13 protein-coding genes are annotated in these 16,600 nt (G+C 72.9%); 3 read left to right on the top strand and 10 right to left on the bottom strand.

Features of this window, described 5'->3' with window-relative positions; genetic code table 11:
- Positions 1–37 precede the first annotated feature (37 nt).
- From LL648_RS25385 to LL648_RS25375, 3 genes are read right to left on the bottom strand one after another with little or no spacing between them, the layout of a single operon-like run.
- The gene (locus tag LL648_RS25385; protein ID WP_232665225.1) at positions 38–1,018 is read right to left on the bottom strand and encodes a LysR family transcriptional regulator; all 981 of its coding nucleotides are present in this window, start codon (positions 1,016–1,018) and stop codon (positions 38–40) included.
- Between the two features lie 32 nt (positions 1,019–1,050).
- Positions 1,051–1,977: an aldo/keto reductase gene (locus LL648_RS25380; RefSeq protein WP_232665224.1), complete on the bottom strand. Its 927-nt coding sequence runs from the start codon at positions 1,975–1,977 to the stop codon at positions 1,051–1,053.
- 46 nt (positions 1,978–2,023) lie between these two features.
- On the bottom strand, positions 2,024–5,134 hold the full coding sequence (locus LL648_RS25375; RefSeq protein ID WP_232665223.1) for a BTAD domain-containing putative transcriptional regulator: 3,111 nt from the start codon (positions 5,132–5,134) through the stop codon (positions 2,024–2,026).
- A 98-nt stretch (positions 5,135–5,232) separates the two neighbouring features.
- Here LL648_RS25375 and LL648_RS25370 point away from each other — a divergent pair, with 98 nt between their 5' ends.
- On the top strand, positions 5,233–6,237 hold the full coding sequence (locus LL648_RS25370) for an NADP-dependent oxidoreductase (protein ID WP_232665222.1): 1,005 nt from the start codon (positions 5,233–5,235) through the stop codon (positions 6,235–6,237).
- Positions 6,238–6,247: 10 nt separating this feature from the next.
- Positions 6,248–7,477, top strand: coding sequence for a flavin-dependent oxidoreductase (locus LL648_RS25365; RefSeq protein ID WP_232665221.1), 1,230 nt, complete (start codon positions 6,248–6,250; stop codon positions 7,475–7,477).
- Here the strand turns inward: LL648_RS25365 and LL648_RS25360 are convergent.
- A complete protein-coding gene (locus LL648_RS25360) occupies positions 7,474–7,950 on the bottom strand; it encodes a cupin domain-containing protein (protein ID WP_232665220.1) in 477 nt (158 codons plus the stop codon). The genes LL648_RS25365 and LL648_RS25360 overlap by 4 nt on opposite strands.
- Positions 7,951–8,087: 137 nt before the next feature.
- On the bottom strand, positions 8,088–8,864 hold the full coding sequence (locus LL648_RS25355; protein WP_232665219.1) for a polyprenol monophosphomannose synthase: 777 nt from the start codon (positions 8,862–8,864) through the stop codon (positions 8,088–8,090).
- A 299-nt stretch (positions 8,865–9,163) separates the two neighbouring features.
- Here LL648_RS25355 and LL648_RS25350 point away from each other — a divergent pair, with 299 nt between their 5' ends.
- Positions 9,164–10,699 (top strand): sodium:solute symporter family protein, encoded by a 1,536-nt coding sequence (locus tag LL648_RS25350; RefSeq protein ID WP_232665218.1) that lies wholly within the window; start codon positions 9,164–9,166, stop codon positions 10,697–10,699.
- 73 nt (positions 10,700–10,772) lie between these two features.
- Here the strand turns inward: LL648_RS25350 and LL648_RS25345 are convergent, their stop codons facing one another.
- The 5 genes from LL648_RS25345 to LL648_RS25325 form a co-directional block, all read right to left on the bottom strand.
- Positions 10,773–11,966 (bottom strand): NAD(P)/FAD-dependent oxidoreductase, encoded by a 1,194-nt coding sequence (locus LL648_RS25345; protein ID WP_232665217.1) that lies wholly within the window; start codon positions 11,964–11,966, stop codon positions 10,773–10,775.
- Positions 11,967–12,056: 90 nt separating this feature from the next.
- Positions 12,057–12,974, bottom strand: a complete 918-nt coding sequence (locus LL648_RS25340; RefSeq protein WP_232665216.1) for a BadF/BadG/BcrA/BcrD ATPase family protein — start codon at positions 12,972–12,974, stop codon at positions 12,057–12,059.
- Positions 12,964–14,025 carry an SIS domain-containing protein gene (locus LL648_RS25335; RefSeq protein WP_232665215.1) on the bottom strand — a complete coding sequence of 354 codons (1,062 nt, stop codon included), beginning with the start codon at positions 14,023–14,025 and terminating at the stop codon, positions 12,964–12,966. Before LL648_RS25335 ends, LL648_RS25340 begins: the two co-directional genes overlap by 11 nt.
- Before the next feature lie 25 nt (positions 14,026–14,050).
- Complete coding sequence (locus tag LL648_RS25330) at positions 14,051–15,769, bottom strand: glycoside hydrolase family 9 protein (RefSeq protein WP_232665214.1); 1,719 nt, start codon at positions 15,767–15,769, stop codon at positions 14,051–14,053.
- Positions 15,753–16,583: a carbohydrate ABC transporter permease gene (locus LL648_RS25325; protein WP_232665213.1), complete on the bottom strand. Its 831-nt coding sequence runs from the start codon at positions 16,581–16,583 to the stop codon at positions 15,753–15,755. The genes LL648_RS25330 and LL648_RS25325 overlap by 17 nt, the downstream gene beginning before the upstream one ends.
- Positions 16,584–16,600 lie beyond the last annotated feature (17 nt).

Below are 16,600 nucleotides of genomic sequence, written 5' to 3'. Positions count from 1 at the left end.
AGGCAAAGCAACTGGTGCGGCACCGTCGACAACGACCTTATGGCTGTTGTGAGCGCTCACAAACAGCCGGAACGTCGTTGTCGACGGCCGCCAGGGGCGGGGCGGGCAGTTCCGCCACGAGCTCCTTCACCGCCGTCGTGACCGGTGAGCACTGCTGGTCGGTGCGCCACCAGAGCGCGACGTCGCGGTGGCAGTGCGGGTCGGCGATCGGGACGAGCCGCACGCCGTCGAGGTTGGACGTGGTCATGGCGAGCGAGTTGGTGACCCCGACGCCGAGGCCCCTCCTGACGAGCGCGACGAGCGTCTGCGGCTGGTTGGTGCGGTGCACGATGTGCGGGTTGAGGCCGGCCTGGTCGAAGGACAGGGTCGTCTCGAACTGGGTGCTGACCGGGTCCTCGTCCTCCCCGATCGTCACGAGGTGCATGTCGGCCAGCTCCGCGAGCTGCACGAACGGCTCGCTCGCCATCGGGTGGTCCGCGGCGACCACCGCGACGAGCGGCTCGCGCCACAGCACCGTGTAGGCGACGCGGTCGCTCCCGATCTCGGGGTTCACCGGCCGGACGGCCAGGTCGGCCTCGCCGCTGAGCAGCATCTGCCCCAGCACCGTCGTGGCGTTCTCCCTGAGCACCACCCGCACGTGCGGGTGCGCCTCACCGAGCCGGACGAGCAGCTCCGGCACGAGGGACACCGAGGCGCTGGGGTAGATCGCGAGCCGGATCTCCCCGCGCAGCGTCCCGCCGGCGGCGGGCGCGCCCGCGGCCAGCTCCTGCAGGTGGTTGAGCATCGCCTGGGCGTGCGGCATCGCGGCCCGGCCCTCCGGCGTGAGCACGGCCGGGTGCACGGAACGGTTGAACAGCCGCACCCCGAGCGCCCGTTCCAGCTCGGCCACGTGAATGCTCACCCTCGGCTGCGACCGGTACAGCGCAGCAGCAGCGGCGGAGAAACCGCCGTACTGCGCGACCGCCACGAAACTCGCGATCCAGTCGAGCCGGAACCGGTACATCTGAGCCAGATCCAACGGGCACCCCCCGAGCGCGGCGTTGTCCCTCCCTAACGAACCGGTGGGGCCAGGTCAAGGTCGTTCCACAGTTCGTCCGGAATCGGGAAGGTGGCCCAGGTGTGGGTCTGCTCCAGCCGCTCCGGTGTCGAGACTCCCACGACGGTGGCGTCGATCCGCGGCTCGCGCAGCGAGAACTGCAGCGCGGCGGCACCCAGCGGCACACCATGCCGCTCGCACGCGGCCGCGATGGCGTGCACCCGGTCCAGCAGCGCGGGGTCGGCGTCGCGGTAGGCGTATCGCGGCACGGCCGCCGGCCCCTTGGCGAGGATCCCGCCGCCGAACGGGGCCGCGTTGACCACTCCGAGCCCAGCGGCCGACGCCTCCGCGACGAGCGGCTCCGCCGACCGGTCGACCAGCGTGAACCGGTTGTGGGTGAGGACGACCTCGAAGATCCCGGTGCGGACGAACCGCAACAGCAGGTCGATCGGGCCGCCCGCGACGCCGATGTGCGCGGCAACGCCCCGCTCGCGCAGCTGGACGAGCGCCGCGACGGGCCCGTCGTCGGCCATCGCGGCGTCGAATCCGATCTTCTCGGGGTCGTGCAGGTAGAGCAGGTCGAACCGGTCGAGGCCGAGCCGCTGCATGCTCTGCTCGGCGCAGCGGAGCACCTGTGCGCCGGAGAAGTCGCCCGTCTCAGGGTCGGGGTCGACCTTCGTCGCCAGCACGAACCCGTCGGGAAGGCCGCCGCGCGCGGCGATGGCGGCCCCGACCCTGCGCTCGCTCTCGCCGTCGGAGTAGCCGGCCGACGTGTCGAGGAACGTGAACGGCCCGTCCAGCGCCGCCCGGACCGTCGCGATGCCGCGCTCGGCCGCCACTTCGTACCCGAAGATCCCGGGCATCCCGCCGAGCACCCCGCACCCGACGCACACAGACGAGACCTCGAGCCCCGTCCGGCCCAGCTTCCGCCGCTCGATCATGGGCCCATCATCCCGTCGACAACGACGTTCTGGCTGTTGTTAGCGCTCACAAATGACCAGAACGTCGTTGTCGACGGTCACGTGGGTCGATGCGGGCCCGGATGCGGTCGACGTCGGCGCGCTCGCCGGCCGGCAGGGGCGCGGCGACGGACCCGCGCAGCGCCGCGGCTTCGGCGAGCAGGGTGCCGGCCTCGGCCGTGTCGCCGACGAGCGCGTGGGCGCCGGCCAGCCCTTCCAGGGCGAGCGCGACGGCGCGCGGGTCGCCGATCCGGGTGGCCGCGGCGTGGCCCTCGCGGTGCAGCGCGAACGCGGCCTCGGCGTCGCCGCGCAGCTCTGCGATGAACCCCAGCTCGGCGAGCACGAGCGCGAGCCCCGGCTCGCCCTTCACCTTCCGCAGCCAGTCGACCCAGCGCCGCAGCACGGCCTCGGCCTCGTCGAGCCGCCCGTCGCGGCGCGCCGCCAGCGCCAGCCCGACCTCCGCGTACTCCTCGACGACCCGGTCGAACTGGCCGCGCGCGACGTCGGCGGCCCGCCGGTGGAACCCGTCGGCAGCGGCGATGTCGCCGTTCATCAGCGCGATCCGGCCGAGCCCGGAGAGCTGGAACGAGACGTCCACCGGGAGGTCCAGCTCCTCCGCGATCCGCAGGCCCTCGCGGTGCAGCCGCTCCGCCGTCGCGTAGTCGCCTTCGATCTCGGCGGCGTTGGCGAGCGTGTTGCCTGCCTTCAGCCGGCCCCATCCGTCGCCCAGCTCGCGGAACATCGCGACGCTCGCGGCGGCGTCGCGGCGGGCGGCGACGATGCCGCCGAGCATCCGCGCGAGCGTCGCCCGCACGCTCAACGCCGCGGCGATCCCCCACCGGTCACCCAGCCGCTCGAAGGCGATGAGCGCGTCGCCGATGAGCTTCTCCGTGGTCGCGACATCCCCGAACCCGCGGTGGGCGAGCCCGAGGAACAGCTGCGCCCGCGCCCGCTCGCCCGGGTCGGCGATCGCGTCCGCGACCTCGAAGTCCAGCCGATCGTCCCCGTCGCGTTCGAGGAACGCGAACCCGGCCCGCCATGCGGCGGCGACCTCACCCTCGACGGCGTCCAGCGCGCGACGCCCCTCGCTGAGCCGCCCGCGCAGGTACCAGTACCAGGTCAGGCTGCCGGCCAGCTCGCGCGCGACGGCGGGATCCGCCAGCGCCACCCGCAGGTTCGCCGATTCGACGTCGAGCACCCGCAGCCAGTGGCTCTGCCGCGGACCGCGCAGCTCCTCGGCCGCCACCGCCGCCAGATCGGTGAAGTACCGGGCGTGCCGTCGCCGCGCGCCGGCCAGCTCCTCACCCGTGAGCTGTTCGAGCGCGTAGGCCCGGATCGATTCGAGCATGCGGTACCGCGGCGGCGTCCCCGGCACCACGACCACCAGCGAGCGCCGCGCCAGCCGCACGAGCAGGTCGGCCACGCCGGCTTCTTCGCGCACCGCCGCCCCGCACACGGCTTCTGCGCACACGGCTTCCGCGCACACGGCTTCTGCGCACACAGCTTCTGCGGCGTCGAGCGTGCACCCCTCGGGATGCACGGCGAGCGTGCGCAGCACCGCCTGCTCGGCGGGCGCCGCCAGCTCCCAGCTCCACTCGATCACCGCCCGCAACGTGCGCTGGCGCCCCGGCGCCCCGCGGTGACCGCTCGCGAGCAGCCGGAACCGGTCGTCGAGCCGCTCGGCCAGCGCGTGCGGTCCCAGCACCGGCACGCGCGTCGCCGCCATCTCCAGCGCGAGCGGGATCCCGTCGAGCCTGCGGCAGACGGCCTCGACGGCGGCCGCGTTGTCGGCGGTCAGCCCGAAATCCGGGTCGGCCGCGCGAGCTCTGGCGACGAAGAGCCGCACCGCGCCGGACGGTTCCGCGACCCCGGCGGCGGGGAGGTCCAGCGGCGGCACGGGCCACACCGCCTCGCCCGCAACCGCGAGGGGTTCCTGGCTGGTGGCGAGGATGCGCAGGTGCGGCCCCGCCGCCAGCAGGCGCTCGCCGAGCGCGGCCACCCCGTCGACGACGTGCTCGCAGTTGTCCAGCACCAGCAGCGCCCGCATCGCCGTGACCGCCCCCGCCAGTTGCGCGGCGATACCGGCCTCCTCGTGGGGCGCGCCCGGTGTGACGTGCTGACGCACTCCCAACGCTGCCGCGACCGCATCGGCCACCCCATCACGACCGACAGCACCCAGCTCGACGAGCCACACGCCGTCAGCCGTCATGGGGCCCAGCCGGCCGAGCTGCCGGGCTGCCTCCAGCGCGAGCCGGGTCTTGCCGACGCCGCCGGGCCCGGTCAGCGTGACAAGCCTGTTCGCAGCCACCGCCTCCCGCACCGCGACCACGGCGGCCGCGCGCCCGATCAGCTCGTCGGGAGCCGCCGGCAGGTTGCCGCGCACCCGCGGGACGGGCGGGGCGAGGGCGGGGTCGTTGCGCAGGATCGCGGCCTGCAGATCGGTGAGCTCGCCGCCGGGATCGATGCCCTGCTCGTCGGCGAGCCGGCGGCGCAGCTCGGCGAAGGTGTCGAGCGCCTCCGCGTCGCGGTCGGAGTGGTGGAGGGCGAGCATGAGGGCGCCGCGCAACCGCTGCCGCAGCGGGTGCGCCGCCACCAGCCCGCCCAGCTCCGCGACCACAGCGGCGTGCTCGCCCAGCTCCAGCCGGGCTCCCGCCAGTTCCTCGACGGCGGTGAGCCGCTCCTCCTCCAGCCGCGCGGCGGCGGCGTGCGCGAAGCGGGCATCGGCGAGGTCGGCCAGCGCAGGGCCACGCCAGAGCGCCAGCGCCGCGGCGAGCCCGGCGGCACGCGCCACAGGGTCAGCAGCGAGCCGCGCCCCATCGACGGCCTCGCGGAACTCGTCGGCGTCCGTCGAGACGTCGATCCGGTACCCCGACGCCTCCGAGACCACCAGCCCCCGCGCGCCCGGCTCGGCACCGTCGAGCGCACGCCGCAGCCGCGACACCTTCAGCTGCAGCGCGCCGGCCGGGTCGGCCGGCAGGTCGCCCGCCCACAGGTCGTCCACCAGCCGCAGCGCCGGCACGAGCGTCCCGCGGCGCACGAGCAGCGCGCCGAGCAGCGCCCTGACCTTCGCCTCCGGGATGCGCACCGGCTCGCCCGCCGCCGTCCAGGCCGCGAGCGGCCCGAGCAAGCCGAAGCGCACGCCGTCACGCTACCGATGGCCGGTCGACAGCGGGCCGACAGCGAACCGACAGCGCCTCCCGGTTGGAGCGGGCACAACCACCGCACGAAAGGCATGACATGTCCGTCACCAGCAAGGAGATCCGCCTCGCCGCCCGCCCCACCGGCGAGCCGCGCCCGACCGACCTCGAGCTCGTCACCACCGAGGTGCCGGCACCGGGCGACGGCCAGGTGCTCGTCCGCACCACCTGGATGTCCGTCGACCCGTACATGCGCGGCCGCATGGACGACGCGCCCTCCTACATGCCGCCGTTCGAGCTCGGGGCACCCCTGGAGGGCAGCGCGATCGGCGAGGTCGTGGAGAGTCGCTCGCCGGACGTGCCGGTGGGCGCGACCGTCAGCCACTTCCTCGGCTGGCGGGAGTACGCCGTGCTCGACGCCGCCGCCGTCACCGTCGTGGACACGACGATCGCGCCTCCGCAGGCGTACCTCGGTGTGCTCGGGGTGCCCGGGCTGACCGCGTACGTCGCGCTGACCGAGATCGCGCCGGTGCGGCCCGGCGACGTCGTGCTCATCTCGGCGGCGGCGGGTGCGGTCGGCAGCGTGGCCGGGCAGATCGCCCGCGCGCTCGGCGCGTCGCGGGTGATCGGCTCGGCCGGTGGCCCGCAGAAGGCGAAGAAGATCGTCACCGATTTCGGGTTCGACGACGCGCTCGACTACCGCGCGGCCCCCATCGGGGAGCAGCTCGCCGCGGTCGCACCGGACGGCATCGACGTCTACCTCGACTCGGTCGGCGGCGACCACCTGCAGGCTGCGATCGCCGCGGCCCGGCCGGGCGGCCGGATCGCGCTGGTCGGCGCGATCAGCGGGTACAACGCCGACGCCCCGGCACCGGGGCCGGACAACATGTACCGCGCGGCGTGGCGGGAGCTGAGCCTGCGCGGCATGCTGGTCACGTCCAACCTGCACCGGTTCGCCGACTACATCCCGAAGGCCGCCGGCTGGCTCGCCGACGGGTCGCTGCGGGCGGAGGAGACCGTGGTCGAGGGTCTCGAGCAGGCCCCGGCCGCGCTGAACGCGGTGCTGCGCGGTGGCAACGTGGGCAAGATGCTCGTGAGGATGTAGGGGGACCAGTGTGAAGGTGATCGTCGTCGGGGCGGGGATCGGTGGGTTGGCCACAGCTCTCCGGCTGCACCGGGCAGGCATCGAATGCACGGTGTACGAGCAGAGCGAGCAGGTCCGCGCGCTGGGCGTCGGGATCAACGTGCTGCCGCCCGCCGTCACGGAGCTCGCCGAACTCGGGCTGCTCGACCGCCTCGACGAGATCGCCGTGCGGACCAGCGAGCTCTTCTACACCCACCGGCTCGGCCAGGTGATCATGCACAAGCCGTGCGGGCTCGACGCCGGGTTCGCGGTGCCGCAGTTCTCGGTGCACCGCGGGCAGCTGCAGGGGATGCTCTACGCCGCCGTGTGCGAGCGGCTCGGCCCCGACGCCGTTCGCACCGGGCACCGGCTGGTCGGGTTCGACCAGGACGCCGACGGGGTCACGGCACAGTTCACCGACCGGTCCGGCACGGCGCAGCCGACCGCCCGCGGGGACGTGCTGGTCGCGGCCGACGGCATCGCGTCGACCGTCCGGTCGACGTTCTTCCCCGACGAGGGCCCGCCGCGCTGGAACGGCGTGATGATGTGGCGCGGGGCCACCGACTGGCCGACGTTCGGCACCGGCAGCTCGATGGTGATCGCGGGCGGCATCGCGGCGAAGCTCGTGATCTACCCGATCGCGAGCGGCAGCTCCCCCGAGACCCGGCTAACCAACTGGGTCGTCTGCATCCGCACCGGGAAGGACGGCGACCCGCCGCCGCGGCGTCAGGACTGGTCAGACCCAGGCGACCCGGCCGAGCTGCGCGTGCACCTCGACCGGTTCCACGTCGACCAGGTCGACCACACCGGACTCGTCACGAGCACGGCGGAGTGCTTCGAGTTCCCGATGTGCGACCGCGACCCGCTGCCGCGCTGGTCGTCCGGTCGCGTGACGCTGCTCGGCGATGCCGCCCACCCGATGTACCCGATGGGTTCCAACGGCGCCGGACAGGCGGTGCTCGACGCCGTCGTGCTCAGCGAGCAGCTCGTAGCGCACGCCGACCCCGCCGAGGCCCTGGCCGCCTACCAGGACCTGCGGCTGCCGCCGACCGGCGAGATCGTGCGGCGCAACCGCGTCGGCGGGCCGGAGAGCGTGATCGACGAGGTGGAGCGCCGCGCGCCCGACGGCTTCGAGCGGCTGGCCGACGTCGTCGAACCCGGCGAGCTCGATGCCATCGTGGCCGGCTACACGCAGCTCTCGGCGGCACCCCGCGACCGTTAAGCGCCCTCGACCGAACCGGGCGGCAGGAAGTCGACACCGTGCTGCGCCGACACCCGCACGACCTCCTCGGGATCGGTGAGGTCGTGCAGTCTGTCGAAAAGCTGCGCGAGCTGGCCGGCGGGGCTCACCCAGAACAGGCCGCGGGTGGGCGCATCGCTGCGGTTGTAGTAGGCGTGCGGCAGGTTCCGCGGCATCCGGACGGTGTCGCCGGGCCCGGCCTTCTCCCACTGCCCGTCGAGGTAGAGCGTGAAGACGCCCTCGATCACGTAGATGTGCTCGTCCTGCTCCGGGTGGACGTGCGGGGGCACGCCGGTGCCCGGCGGGTCGTACGTCTCGAACGCGAAGCTGGACTCGCTGCCCGCCTTCATCAGGTAGGTGTGCCCCAGCACGTTCCAGATCCGCTTGAGCTGGCCCTCCTTGGCGAGCGTGATGCCCTTGGGGAGAGCGCCGAGCACGATCTCGTCGCCGGTCATGATGCCTCCGATTCGCTGACGATGCTGATGCTGCTGCAAGCACACCTTCGCACGTCGACCACCCGTAGAACTTCCCCACCGTTTTGTGCATTTGCGCGCTTCTGGGGCGCGCAAGTGCACAAAACGGTGGGGAAGTTTCAGGTGTTGCGGCGGCGCAGCGCGAACGGCATCTTCATCGACTCGTACTTCACCGCGAAGCCCATCTTGCTCGAGCCTGCGAGCCGGTCCTCGAAGTGGATCGGCACCTCGATCGCGACGTGCCCGAGCCGGGTGCAGCGGTAGTTCATCTCCACCTGGAACGAGTAGCCGTCGCTGCGCAGGCTGGAGAGGTCGATCTCGCGGAGCACGTCGGCGCGCCAGGCCTTGAAACCGCCGGTGGCGTCGTTGATCCGCAGGTGCAGGATCGCGTTGACGTAGAAGTTGGCCCATGCCGAGAGGAACTTGCGGTAGCGGCCCCACTCCTCGCTCAGGCTGCCGCCGTTGACGTAGCGGCTGCCGATCACGACGCCGGCCTCGGTCGCGAAGAGCGTGCCGACCATGCCGGGGATCGCCTCCGGCGGGTGCGAGAGGTCGGAGTCCATCTGCACGACGACGTCGAAGCCGCGGTCCAGCGCGACCTGCATCCCGGCGATGTACGCCCGCCCGATGCCGGCCTTGCCCGGCCGGTGCAGGACGATCATCCGCTCCTCGGCAGCGCCATCCTCAGCGCCGTTCTCCGCCGCGGCGAGCTCGTCGGCGACGCGGCCGGTGCCGTCGGGCGAGTTGTCGTCGGCGACGATCACGGCCAGCCCCGGCAGCGGCAGCGCGAAGAGGCGCTTGACCAGCACGGGCAGCGTGTCGGCTTCGTTGTAGGTCGGGATCACCACCGCGACCTTGCTGCCCGCCCACTCCTCGGGCAGCTCAACAGCCTGCATGCTCCGTGGCACTTCTGACCCACCTACCAGCGACGACGATCGGGATGAAACGGATGCTCCCCCGACGGCGGGGCGTCCGAGCCTAGGGCACCGCTCGCGGCGGCTGATCGCCACCACCATCTCGTCCATATCAGACAAGTATGTCTACATATATGAACACGGGTTACGAATGTGACTCGTTTTTGAGGTGGGGTCTTCCGTCTCCGGCTGCACGTCCGTAGACCTACGACACATCCCTTCCGTGTGACGGCGGTCTCGCGCTGCCCGCACGGGACCCACAGCTGCGAATCGGAGGCCTCGTGGGCGCACTCGACTGGATCGTGGTGATCGGGTACTTCCTCGTGATGGTGGCCATCGGCCTCTGGTCACGCGGCCGGATCAAGAACATCGCGGACTACTTCACCGCGGGCGGCCGGATGCCCTGGTGGCTCTCCGGCATCTCGCACCACATGTCCGGCTACAGCGCGGTCATGTTCGTCGCGTTCGCCGCGGAGGCCTACCGGCTCGGCCTCACCGTCTACATCTGGTGGGCGCTGACGATCGGGCTCGGCGTCGGGATCGGCGCCTTCCTGTGGGCGCCCGCGTGGAACCGGCTGCGGTCCAAGCACAACGTCAAGTCGCCGCTCGAGTACGTCTCGCGGCGCTACAACGTGCCGACGCAGCAGCTGATGGCGTGGTCGGGGGCCGCGCTGAAGGTCGTCGACATCGCCGCCAAGTGGGTCGCGGTCGCGCTGCTCCTGCAGGGCTTCGCCGGCGTCGACGTCTGGCTCGGCATCACGCTCGTCGGCATCGTCACGATGGTCTACTCGGTGCTCGGCGGGCTCTGGGCCGACGCGCTCACCGACTTCGGGCAGTTCATCATCCAGGCCGTTGCCGGTGTCGCGATGTTCATCGCCGTCGCCGCGCACTTCGGCGGGATCAGCTTCATGTGGGAGATCTGGGACCAGCTGCCGCCGAGCCACAGCGAGCCGCTCTCCGGCCAGTACACGCTGATCTTCTTCATGGCGCTCTTCCTGATCAAGACGCTCGAGTACAACGGCGGTATGTGGAACCTCGCGCAGCGCTACATGGCCGCGCCCGACGGTGCCGCCGCAAAGCGTTCCGCGCTGCTGTCGAGCGGGTTGTGGCTGGTCTGGCCGCTGGTGCTGTTCTTCCCGATGTGGGCGGCGCCGCTGATCGTGCCGGGCATGCAGGACAACGCCGAGCAGGCCTACGTCGCGATGGGCCAGGCCATGCTGCCCGCCGGCATGATCGGGCTCGTTCTCGCCGGCTTCTTCTCCCACACCATGGCCATGGTGTCCTCGGACGCGAACGTGATCTCCGCCGTGATCACCCGGGACATGCTGCCGCGGCTGTGGAAGGGCGCGACGCGGATGACCGCGGAGGCCCAGCTGCAGCTGGCCCGGATCACCACGTTCCTGTTCATCGGGCTGAGCATGACGATCGCGCTCACCGCCGACACCAAGGGGTTCGTGCTCAAGGTCGTGATCGCGCTGGTCGCGGCGACGATGGGGCCGATCGCGATCCCGCTCATGCTGGGCATGCTCCCGCCGTTCCGGCGGATCGGCCCGACGGCGGCGATCGCGTCGATCGTCGGCGGGCTCGGCACGTGGGCGGTGCTCTACATCTTGCAGGTGAACAAGGTCGAGTGGGTCACGCAGGCCGTCATCGTCTCGTGGCCGCTGGTGGTCTCGGCGGTGCTCTACCTGGCGATCGGCTTCCTGAAGCCGGAACGCAGCGCCGACCGTGACGCGCTCGTGGACTCGCTGCAGAGCGACGGCGGCGCCGTCGACAGCATCAACGAGGGGGAGACGGCCAAGCCCACCCCGGCCTGACCCGAACTTCCCCACCGTTTTGCCAACCTGCACGCCCTCCGAGGTCTGCAAGTAGGCAAAACGGTGGGGAAGTTTACGTTCGGGTCAGGAGGGTGGCGACGGCTCGGCCCGTCACGGGGCCGAGGGTCATGCCGAGCGTGCCGTGGCCGGTCGCGACGACGACGTTGCCGGCGGCCCTGCGCAGCATCGGGATCCCGCTGGGTGTCATCGGTCGGGCGCCGCGCCAGGCCGTGCCGGCGTCCGGAATCTCGGCGAGGGCCGGCAGCACGCGCGTGGCCGCGGCGCGCAGTGCGGCGACGGCGCCGGGTGGCGGCGGGTCGGACGCGCGGCCGCCGAACTGCATCCCGCCGGTCAGCCGGACGCGATCGGGCCCCGCGTTGATCACGACGTGCTCGTCGGCGCACATCAGCGCGTGCACCAGCAGCGGGCCGCCCGCCGGCAGCGTGAGGCTCCAGCCGTACCCGGGCTCGACGGGCAGTCGCGCGCCGAAAATCCGCCCGACGGTCGCGCTCTCGGCGCCGGTCGCCACGACGAACGCCGAGGCACGGACCCAGCCGGCCTCCGTCCGGACCGCCTCGACGCGCTCTCCCGACCACCGCACGCCGATCACGGTCTGGCGCCGCAGCTGGGCGCCGTGCCGCACCGCGGCGTCGGTGTACGCGGCGGTGACCCGCTCCGGGTCGAGCGCGGCGTCGTCGGGAAAGCGGACGGCGCCGGCGATGCCGCTGACGTCCAGGCCGGGTTCGAGCCCCGCCACGGCGGCAGGGTCGAGCACCTCGTGCCGCACACCGAGCCGGGCCAGGCCCTTCGCGGTGCGCTGCTCCGACCGCAGGACGGCCGGGTCGCGCGCGACGTGCAGGAACCCCGCGTTCCGCAGCCCGAGGTCGACCCCTTCGGCCGCAGCGAACTCGTCGTAGAGCGCGCGGCTGCGGGTCGCGAGCCCGCGCAGCGTGCCGGCGTCGCGCCAGGCCCGTCCCGGCCGTGCCGCCCACGCGAACCGCAGCAGCCACCCCACCGTCCGCGCCGTGAGCGGCCGCGCCAACGTCACCGACGGGTCGCCGCCCAGCAACGCGCGCAGCCCGGAGAGCAGGACTGCCGGGTTCGACATCGGGACGCTGTAGCTGGGCACGACGAGCCCGGCGTTGCCGGCCGACGAGCAGCGTCCCGGCACCGGGTCGAGCACGACGACGCTCGCGCCGGCGCACGCCAGCTCGTAGGCCACCGCCGCCCCGACGATCCCGGCCCCGACCACAGCGACGTCGATCAACGTGCACCTCCCCGTCGGACAACGACGCTACGGCCGAACCGCAACGCGGAGAACAGGTTCGTGCCGCAATTGTCCACACGGGACCCGATGTCAGCCAGCCGGCTCCCCCGCCAGTCGCACAGCCAGCCGTACCGCTCCCGTCACTGGCGGCTCTGTGAGCACCGCGACGCGCGCTTCGGGGCACGCCGCGACGACGTGCCGCCGGATCACGGCCGCGTACTCGGGCACCCCGGTCGCCAGCCCGCCACCCAGCACGACGTCGCCGACCGGCACCCCTCTTCCGGCCAGGGTCGTCACCAGCGCGGCCACGCCGCGGGCCCCGGCCTCGAACACCGCCGCGGCGTCCGGGACGCCCGCGGCGGCGGCCGCGGTGACGGCGGGCGCGTGCCCGCCCCAGTGCTCCGGCCCGTCGCCCTCGGCCGCCGATCCCCAGCTCAGCCGGTGCGCCAGCGCGGCGACGTCCGGCACGTCGACGGAACGCAGCAGCGCGACGCCCAGCGCGTCGGGGTGCTCCCCCGCGTCGGCCCGCGCCAGCACGGCCCGCACGGCCTCGCGGACCAGGGCCGAGGCGCTCCCGTCGTCGGAGAACACCCAACCCCAACCGCCCGCCCGCAGCATCCGCCCGGAGCTGTCCCTGGTCACCGCGATCGCGCCGGTGCCGACGACCACGCCGATCCCACCGTCCAGCCCCGCGGCGGGGACGAGCAGCTCGGCATCGTTCACGACGAGCGCGGGCGCGCCGAGCCGCTCGGCGAGCGCCGTGCCCAGCGCGGCGCACATGTCGTCCTGCTCGCACCCGTGCGCACCGACGGCGAGCGCCGCGATCGACGTGCTGCCCACGACCTCCCGGACCCGGTCGGCCAGCCACTGCGCGCCCGCCTCGATCGGCGGCACCGCCCAGCCGAGCGAGGAGAGCACGACGTCGTGCCGTACCTCCCCGCGCACCACCGCCCTGACGTGCGTCTTCGTGCCACCGACGTCGACACCGACGACCAGCTCACCCGTCATGCGAGACGATCTCGAAGTCGCGCGGGTCGACGCCGCCGAGCTTGGTGTCGTTGTTCGCGAAGACGAACGACTCGATGGCGATGCCCCGCTCGTCCGCGATCGCCGCGACCAGCTCCTGCACCGCCACCACCTCCAGCACCACCCGCACCGCCGGCGGCACGTCCGGGAGCGCCACCACCGCGAGGTCGGGCCCCGCCACCACCGGCCGGGTCGTGAACAGCACCGTCAGGTGCCCGGCGGCCGACAGCGTACGGGCGAGCTCGGTCTCGCGGCCGTCGCCGAACACCAGGTGCAGTGTCCGTCCCGCCGACTCCATCTCCCCATGCAGGTGGTTGTGCGTCGCCGACGCGCTCGACGGCACCCGCGCCACCTCGCGCAGCAGCAGGGCGGCCGCTTCCGCCGACGCCAGCGACGCGCCGGACGCCACGGCGTCGGCGGCGACGCACTCCGCGGCGCGGGCGCGCAGCCGCGCGACCACCGCGGCCACCCGCTCCCCCATGTCGACGACCCGCGCGCCGATGCCGTCCCAGTGCGCCCCGCCGGCGCCCGTCACGACCCCGGCGAGCAGGTCCAGCGCGAGGACCGTGCCCGTGAACCCCACGGTCGACGCGAACGAGTCTGGTTCGTTGCCCAGGTCGAGCGACTGGCCGGCGAGCTGCGTGAGCGCCGAGGGCGCCACGTTCACCACCGCCAGCGTCGGTGCCTCCACCTGCTCGAACGCCGCAAGGGTCTCCGTGCTGCGCCCGCTCTGCGAGACCCCTACGAGCAGATCCGCGTCGAAGCCCGACGTGACCCGCGCGATCTCGTCGGCCAGCACGCGGTGGGTGGCAACACCGTGCTGGCGCAGCAGCTCCACCGGCAGGGCGAGCGCCGCGAACGAAGCCCCGATCCCCGTGAAGAGCGGGCGGCGGGCCGAGCGCAGCGGGCTGAGGTCGGCGCCGGCCAGCGCGTCCCGCACGTGCGCTGCCACCCGCTCCAACGCCGCCGGCTGGGCGGCCTGTCCCTCCCGGAAGGTGATGCGCGATCCGGCGGCGCCATCGTCAGGAGCCATGATCGATCGTTCGTCCTTTCAACGTTCAGCGTGCTGCGGCGACGGCGAGCAGGAACCACCCCGTGTGCGGGATCCACTGCTCCGACCAGCGCCATGTCTCGGCGTCACCCGCGTCGGGCGGCATGAACGCGATGTCGTTCTCGTCGGTCCAACCGGCGGTGATGCCGTTGGCGATGCCACCGGGGAGGTTCGGGAAGTCCGTGCGGTAGCGGACGTGGTTGCGGCCGCGGCCCTGCAGCATCGACGAGTCGAACGGGTTGCGTCCGGTGATCCAGGCCAGCTGGTCGGCGGCGAACGTGTCGAGCCGCTCCCGCTCGGCTGCGTCGAGCCCACCGAGCCCGTCGAGCGCCGAGCACGCGCTGGCGGCCGCCGACAGCGACGCGATGGTCGCGTTCTCGCCCTGCCACCAGTAGCCGGTCTCGTTGGCGTGCGGGAAGAAGAACGAGTCGCGCGGCGGCCCGTCCGCCGGCTGGACGCGCTGGCGCGGGTAGCCGAACGGGTTGGGCACGGTCGCGCTGCGGGCGAGCACGTCCTGCATCGCCCGCAGCGCGAGTTCTCGGGCCGGGCCCGCCTCCGGTGCGTCCGGCAGCAGCTCCGCGAACCGCAGCAGTGCCAGCACCGGCAGCCCGGCCTCCGCGGCGTGGAAGAACGGCCGGCCGTCGGCGTCGGCGACGAACCAGCCGGGCCCGTCGTCGGGCGCCGTGTAGCGCTCCGTCAAGCTGCGCGCCCGGTGCCGCGCCGCCCCAACAGCATCCACGGCACCTGCCCCGACGAGCTCGGCCGCCGCCAGCAGCGCGCAGTAGTCGTCGACGATGTTCTCCGCGCCGTCGTCGAGGTGCTCGACGTTGTGCTTCTCCAGGTAGGCGAACGCGTCGACCGCCGCGGAGAGGTACTCGGCGCTCGTGAACTCGCCGTGGTCCTCCTGGGTGGCCGCGCGAGCGAGCGCGGCGATCGCGAGCCCGCCGCCCTGCCGGTACGCGGCCTGGTACCGGTCGGTGCGCACGCACTCCGGCAGCGGCGCGTTGATCACCCGCTCCTCGAGCCGCTTGGTGAGCGCGTCGAAGATCCCGACGTAGAAGTAGCCCTCCGGCGCGCGGAAGCGGACCAGGAAGTCGGCGCCCCACAGCGCCTCGTCGCGCAGCCGGACACCGACCGAGCGCACCACGTCCGGATGGCGCGCTGCGAGCGCGTCGCGTGCGGCGAGCATCGCCCAGGCGCACAGCGGGATCTGCTGCGGGCTCATCGTGCGCGTGTAGGTGAGGTGGCTGAGGAACTTGCTCGTGTCGCCGCTCGCGTCGAGCCAGCCGCCGCGCGCGTCGACCTCCCGCCCGCTGGAGTCGCCCCAGAGCAGCGCGCGCCGGTCCTTCCGGTCGATCTCCCCGCTGGAGCGCATCGCCATGAAGTACGCCAGGACGTCCGAGAGCGTCTGGCGTTGCAGCAGGTCAGGGCCCAGCTCCAGCTCGGTCACCAGCTCGACGCCGCCGGCGAACCGCGCGCGCAGAACGTGTCGTCCCGCCCCGGACGGCAGCTCCACCCGCGCGTACGGGCCGGCCGTCCAGCCCGGGACGCTCTGGACGGGCCCGCTCGTGAGCACGGTGGCGGCGCCGTCGGGTGCAACCAGCTCGACGTGCTCCGGGGGCCGGGCGTCGGGCAGCACCAGCACGACGGCGCCGGCCGGCTCGCCGAGGTGGCCCGCCAGCACCGCGGGGCCCCGCACCGGCGTGCGCTCATCCTTTGACAGCACCTGCGAGCACCGCCCCTTCCATCTTGTCGGCGAACAGCGCGTAGACGACGTACACGGGGATCAGCGTGATCACGATGCCCGCGGCGAGCACGCCGTACTGCGAGGCGTTGGCCTGCGACAGCGTCGGCAGCGCCACCTGGGCGGTGCGCACGGCCGTGTCCGGGCCGGTGATCACGAGCGCGAAGAAGTACTCGTTCCAGAACGACAGGAAGTTGAGGATCACGACGACCGTGACGGACTGCCGGGCCAGTGGCAGGTAAACCGACCAGAGCAACCGCCAGCTCCCGGCACCGTCGATGACGGCCGACTCCTCCAGCTCCGCCGGCACCGCGCGCATGGCCTGTGTCAGCAGCAGCACCGAGAGCGGCATCGCCGAGGCCGGGAGGAACAGGACGAGGAACTCGCGCGTGTAGAACAGCTGCATGCTGATCGCCAGCAGCACCGTCGGCACGAGCGCGGCGAAGCCGGGGATCAGGAACCCCATCGCGAAGATCCGCTCGATCAGCACCCCGAGCGGGCCCCGCGCCCTGGCCAGCGCGAACGCCGCAGGCAGCGCAAGCACGAGCGTCAGCACACTCGCCCCGACGGTCACGTAGGCCTGGTTGAGGAGCGCGGGCCCGAGCGTCGCGTTGTGGAACGCCTGGGCGAAGTTCTCCGGCCGCAGGCCCGTGAACGGCGAGAACGGCGCCGTGAGGATGCCGGTGTTGTCCTTGAACGAGGAGATCAGCAGGTAGTAGAGCGGCAGCAGGAGCAGCAGGACGTAGGTCCAGACGCCGAGGTGGGCCAGGTAGCCGAGTGGGCCGGTGCGTTTCATCAGTGCGTCAGCGCCCT

The organism is Pseudonocardia sp. TRM90224, assembly GCF_021245725.1.
Taxonomy (GTDB): domain Bacteria; phylum Actinomycetota; class Actinomycetes; order Mycobacteriales; family Pseudonocardiaceae; genus Pseudonocardia.
Note: the sequence above shows the minus strand (reverse complement) of the source record. Positions and strands in the feature narration are given on the sequence as shown.

Bases quoted from the DNA above. Each gene is read 5' to 3' on its own strand.
- LL648_RS25370 (WP_232665222.1), top strand. From the start codon at position 5,233: ATGTCCGTCACCAGCAAGGAGATCCGCCTCGCCGCCCGCCCCACCGGC.
- LL648_RS25340 (WP_232665216.1), bottom strand. From the start codon at position 12,974: ATGACGGGTGAGCTGGTCGTCGGTGTCGACGTCGGTGGCACGAAGACG.
- LL648_RS25325 (WP_232665213.1), bottom strand. From the start codon at position 16,583: ATGAAACGCACCGGCCCACTCGGCTACCTGGCCCACCTCGGCGTCTGG.
- LL648_RS25360 (WP_232665220.1), bottom strand. From the start codon at position 7,950: ATGACCGGCGACGAGATCGTGCTCGGCGCTCTCCCCAAGGGCATCACG.
- LL648_RS25335 (WP_232665215.1), bottom strand. From the start codon at position 14,025: ATGGCTCCTGACGATGGCGCCGCCGGATCGCGCATCACCTTCCGGGAG.
- LL648_RS25355 (WP_232665219.1), bottom strand. From the start codon at position 8,864: ATGCAGGCTGTTGAGCTGCCCGAGGAGTGGGCGGGCAGCAAGGTCGCG.
- LL648_RS25380 (WP_232665224.1), bottom strand. From the start codon at position 1,977: ATGATCGAGCGGCGGAAGCTGGGCCGGACGGGGCTCGAGGTCTCGTCT.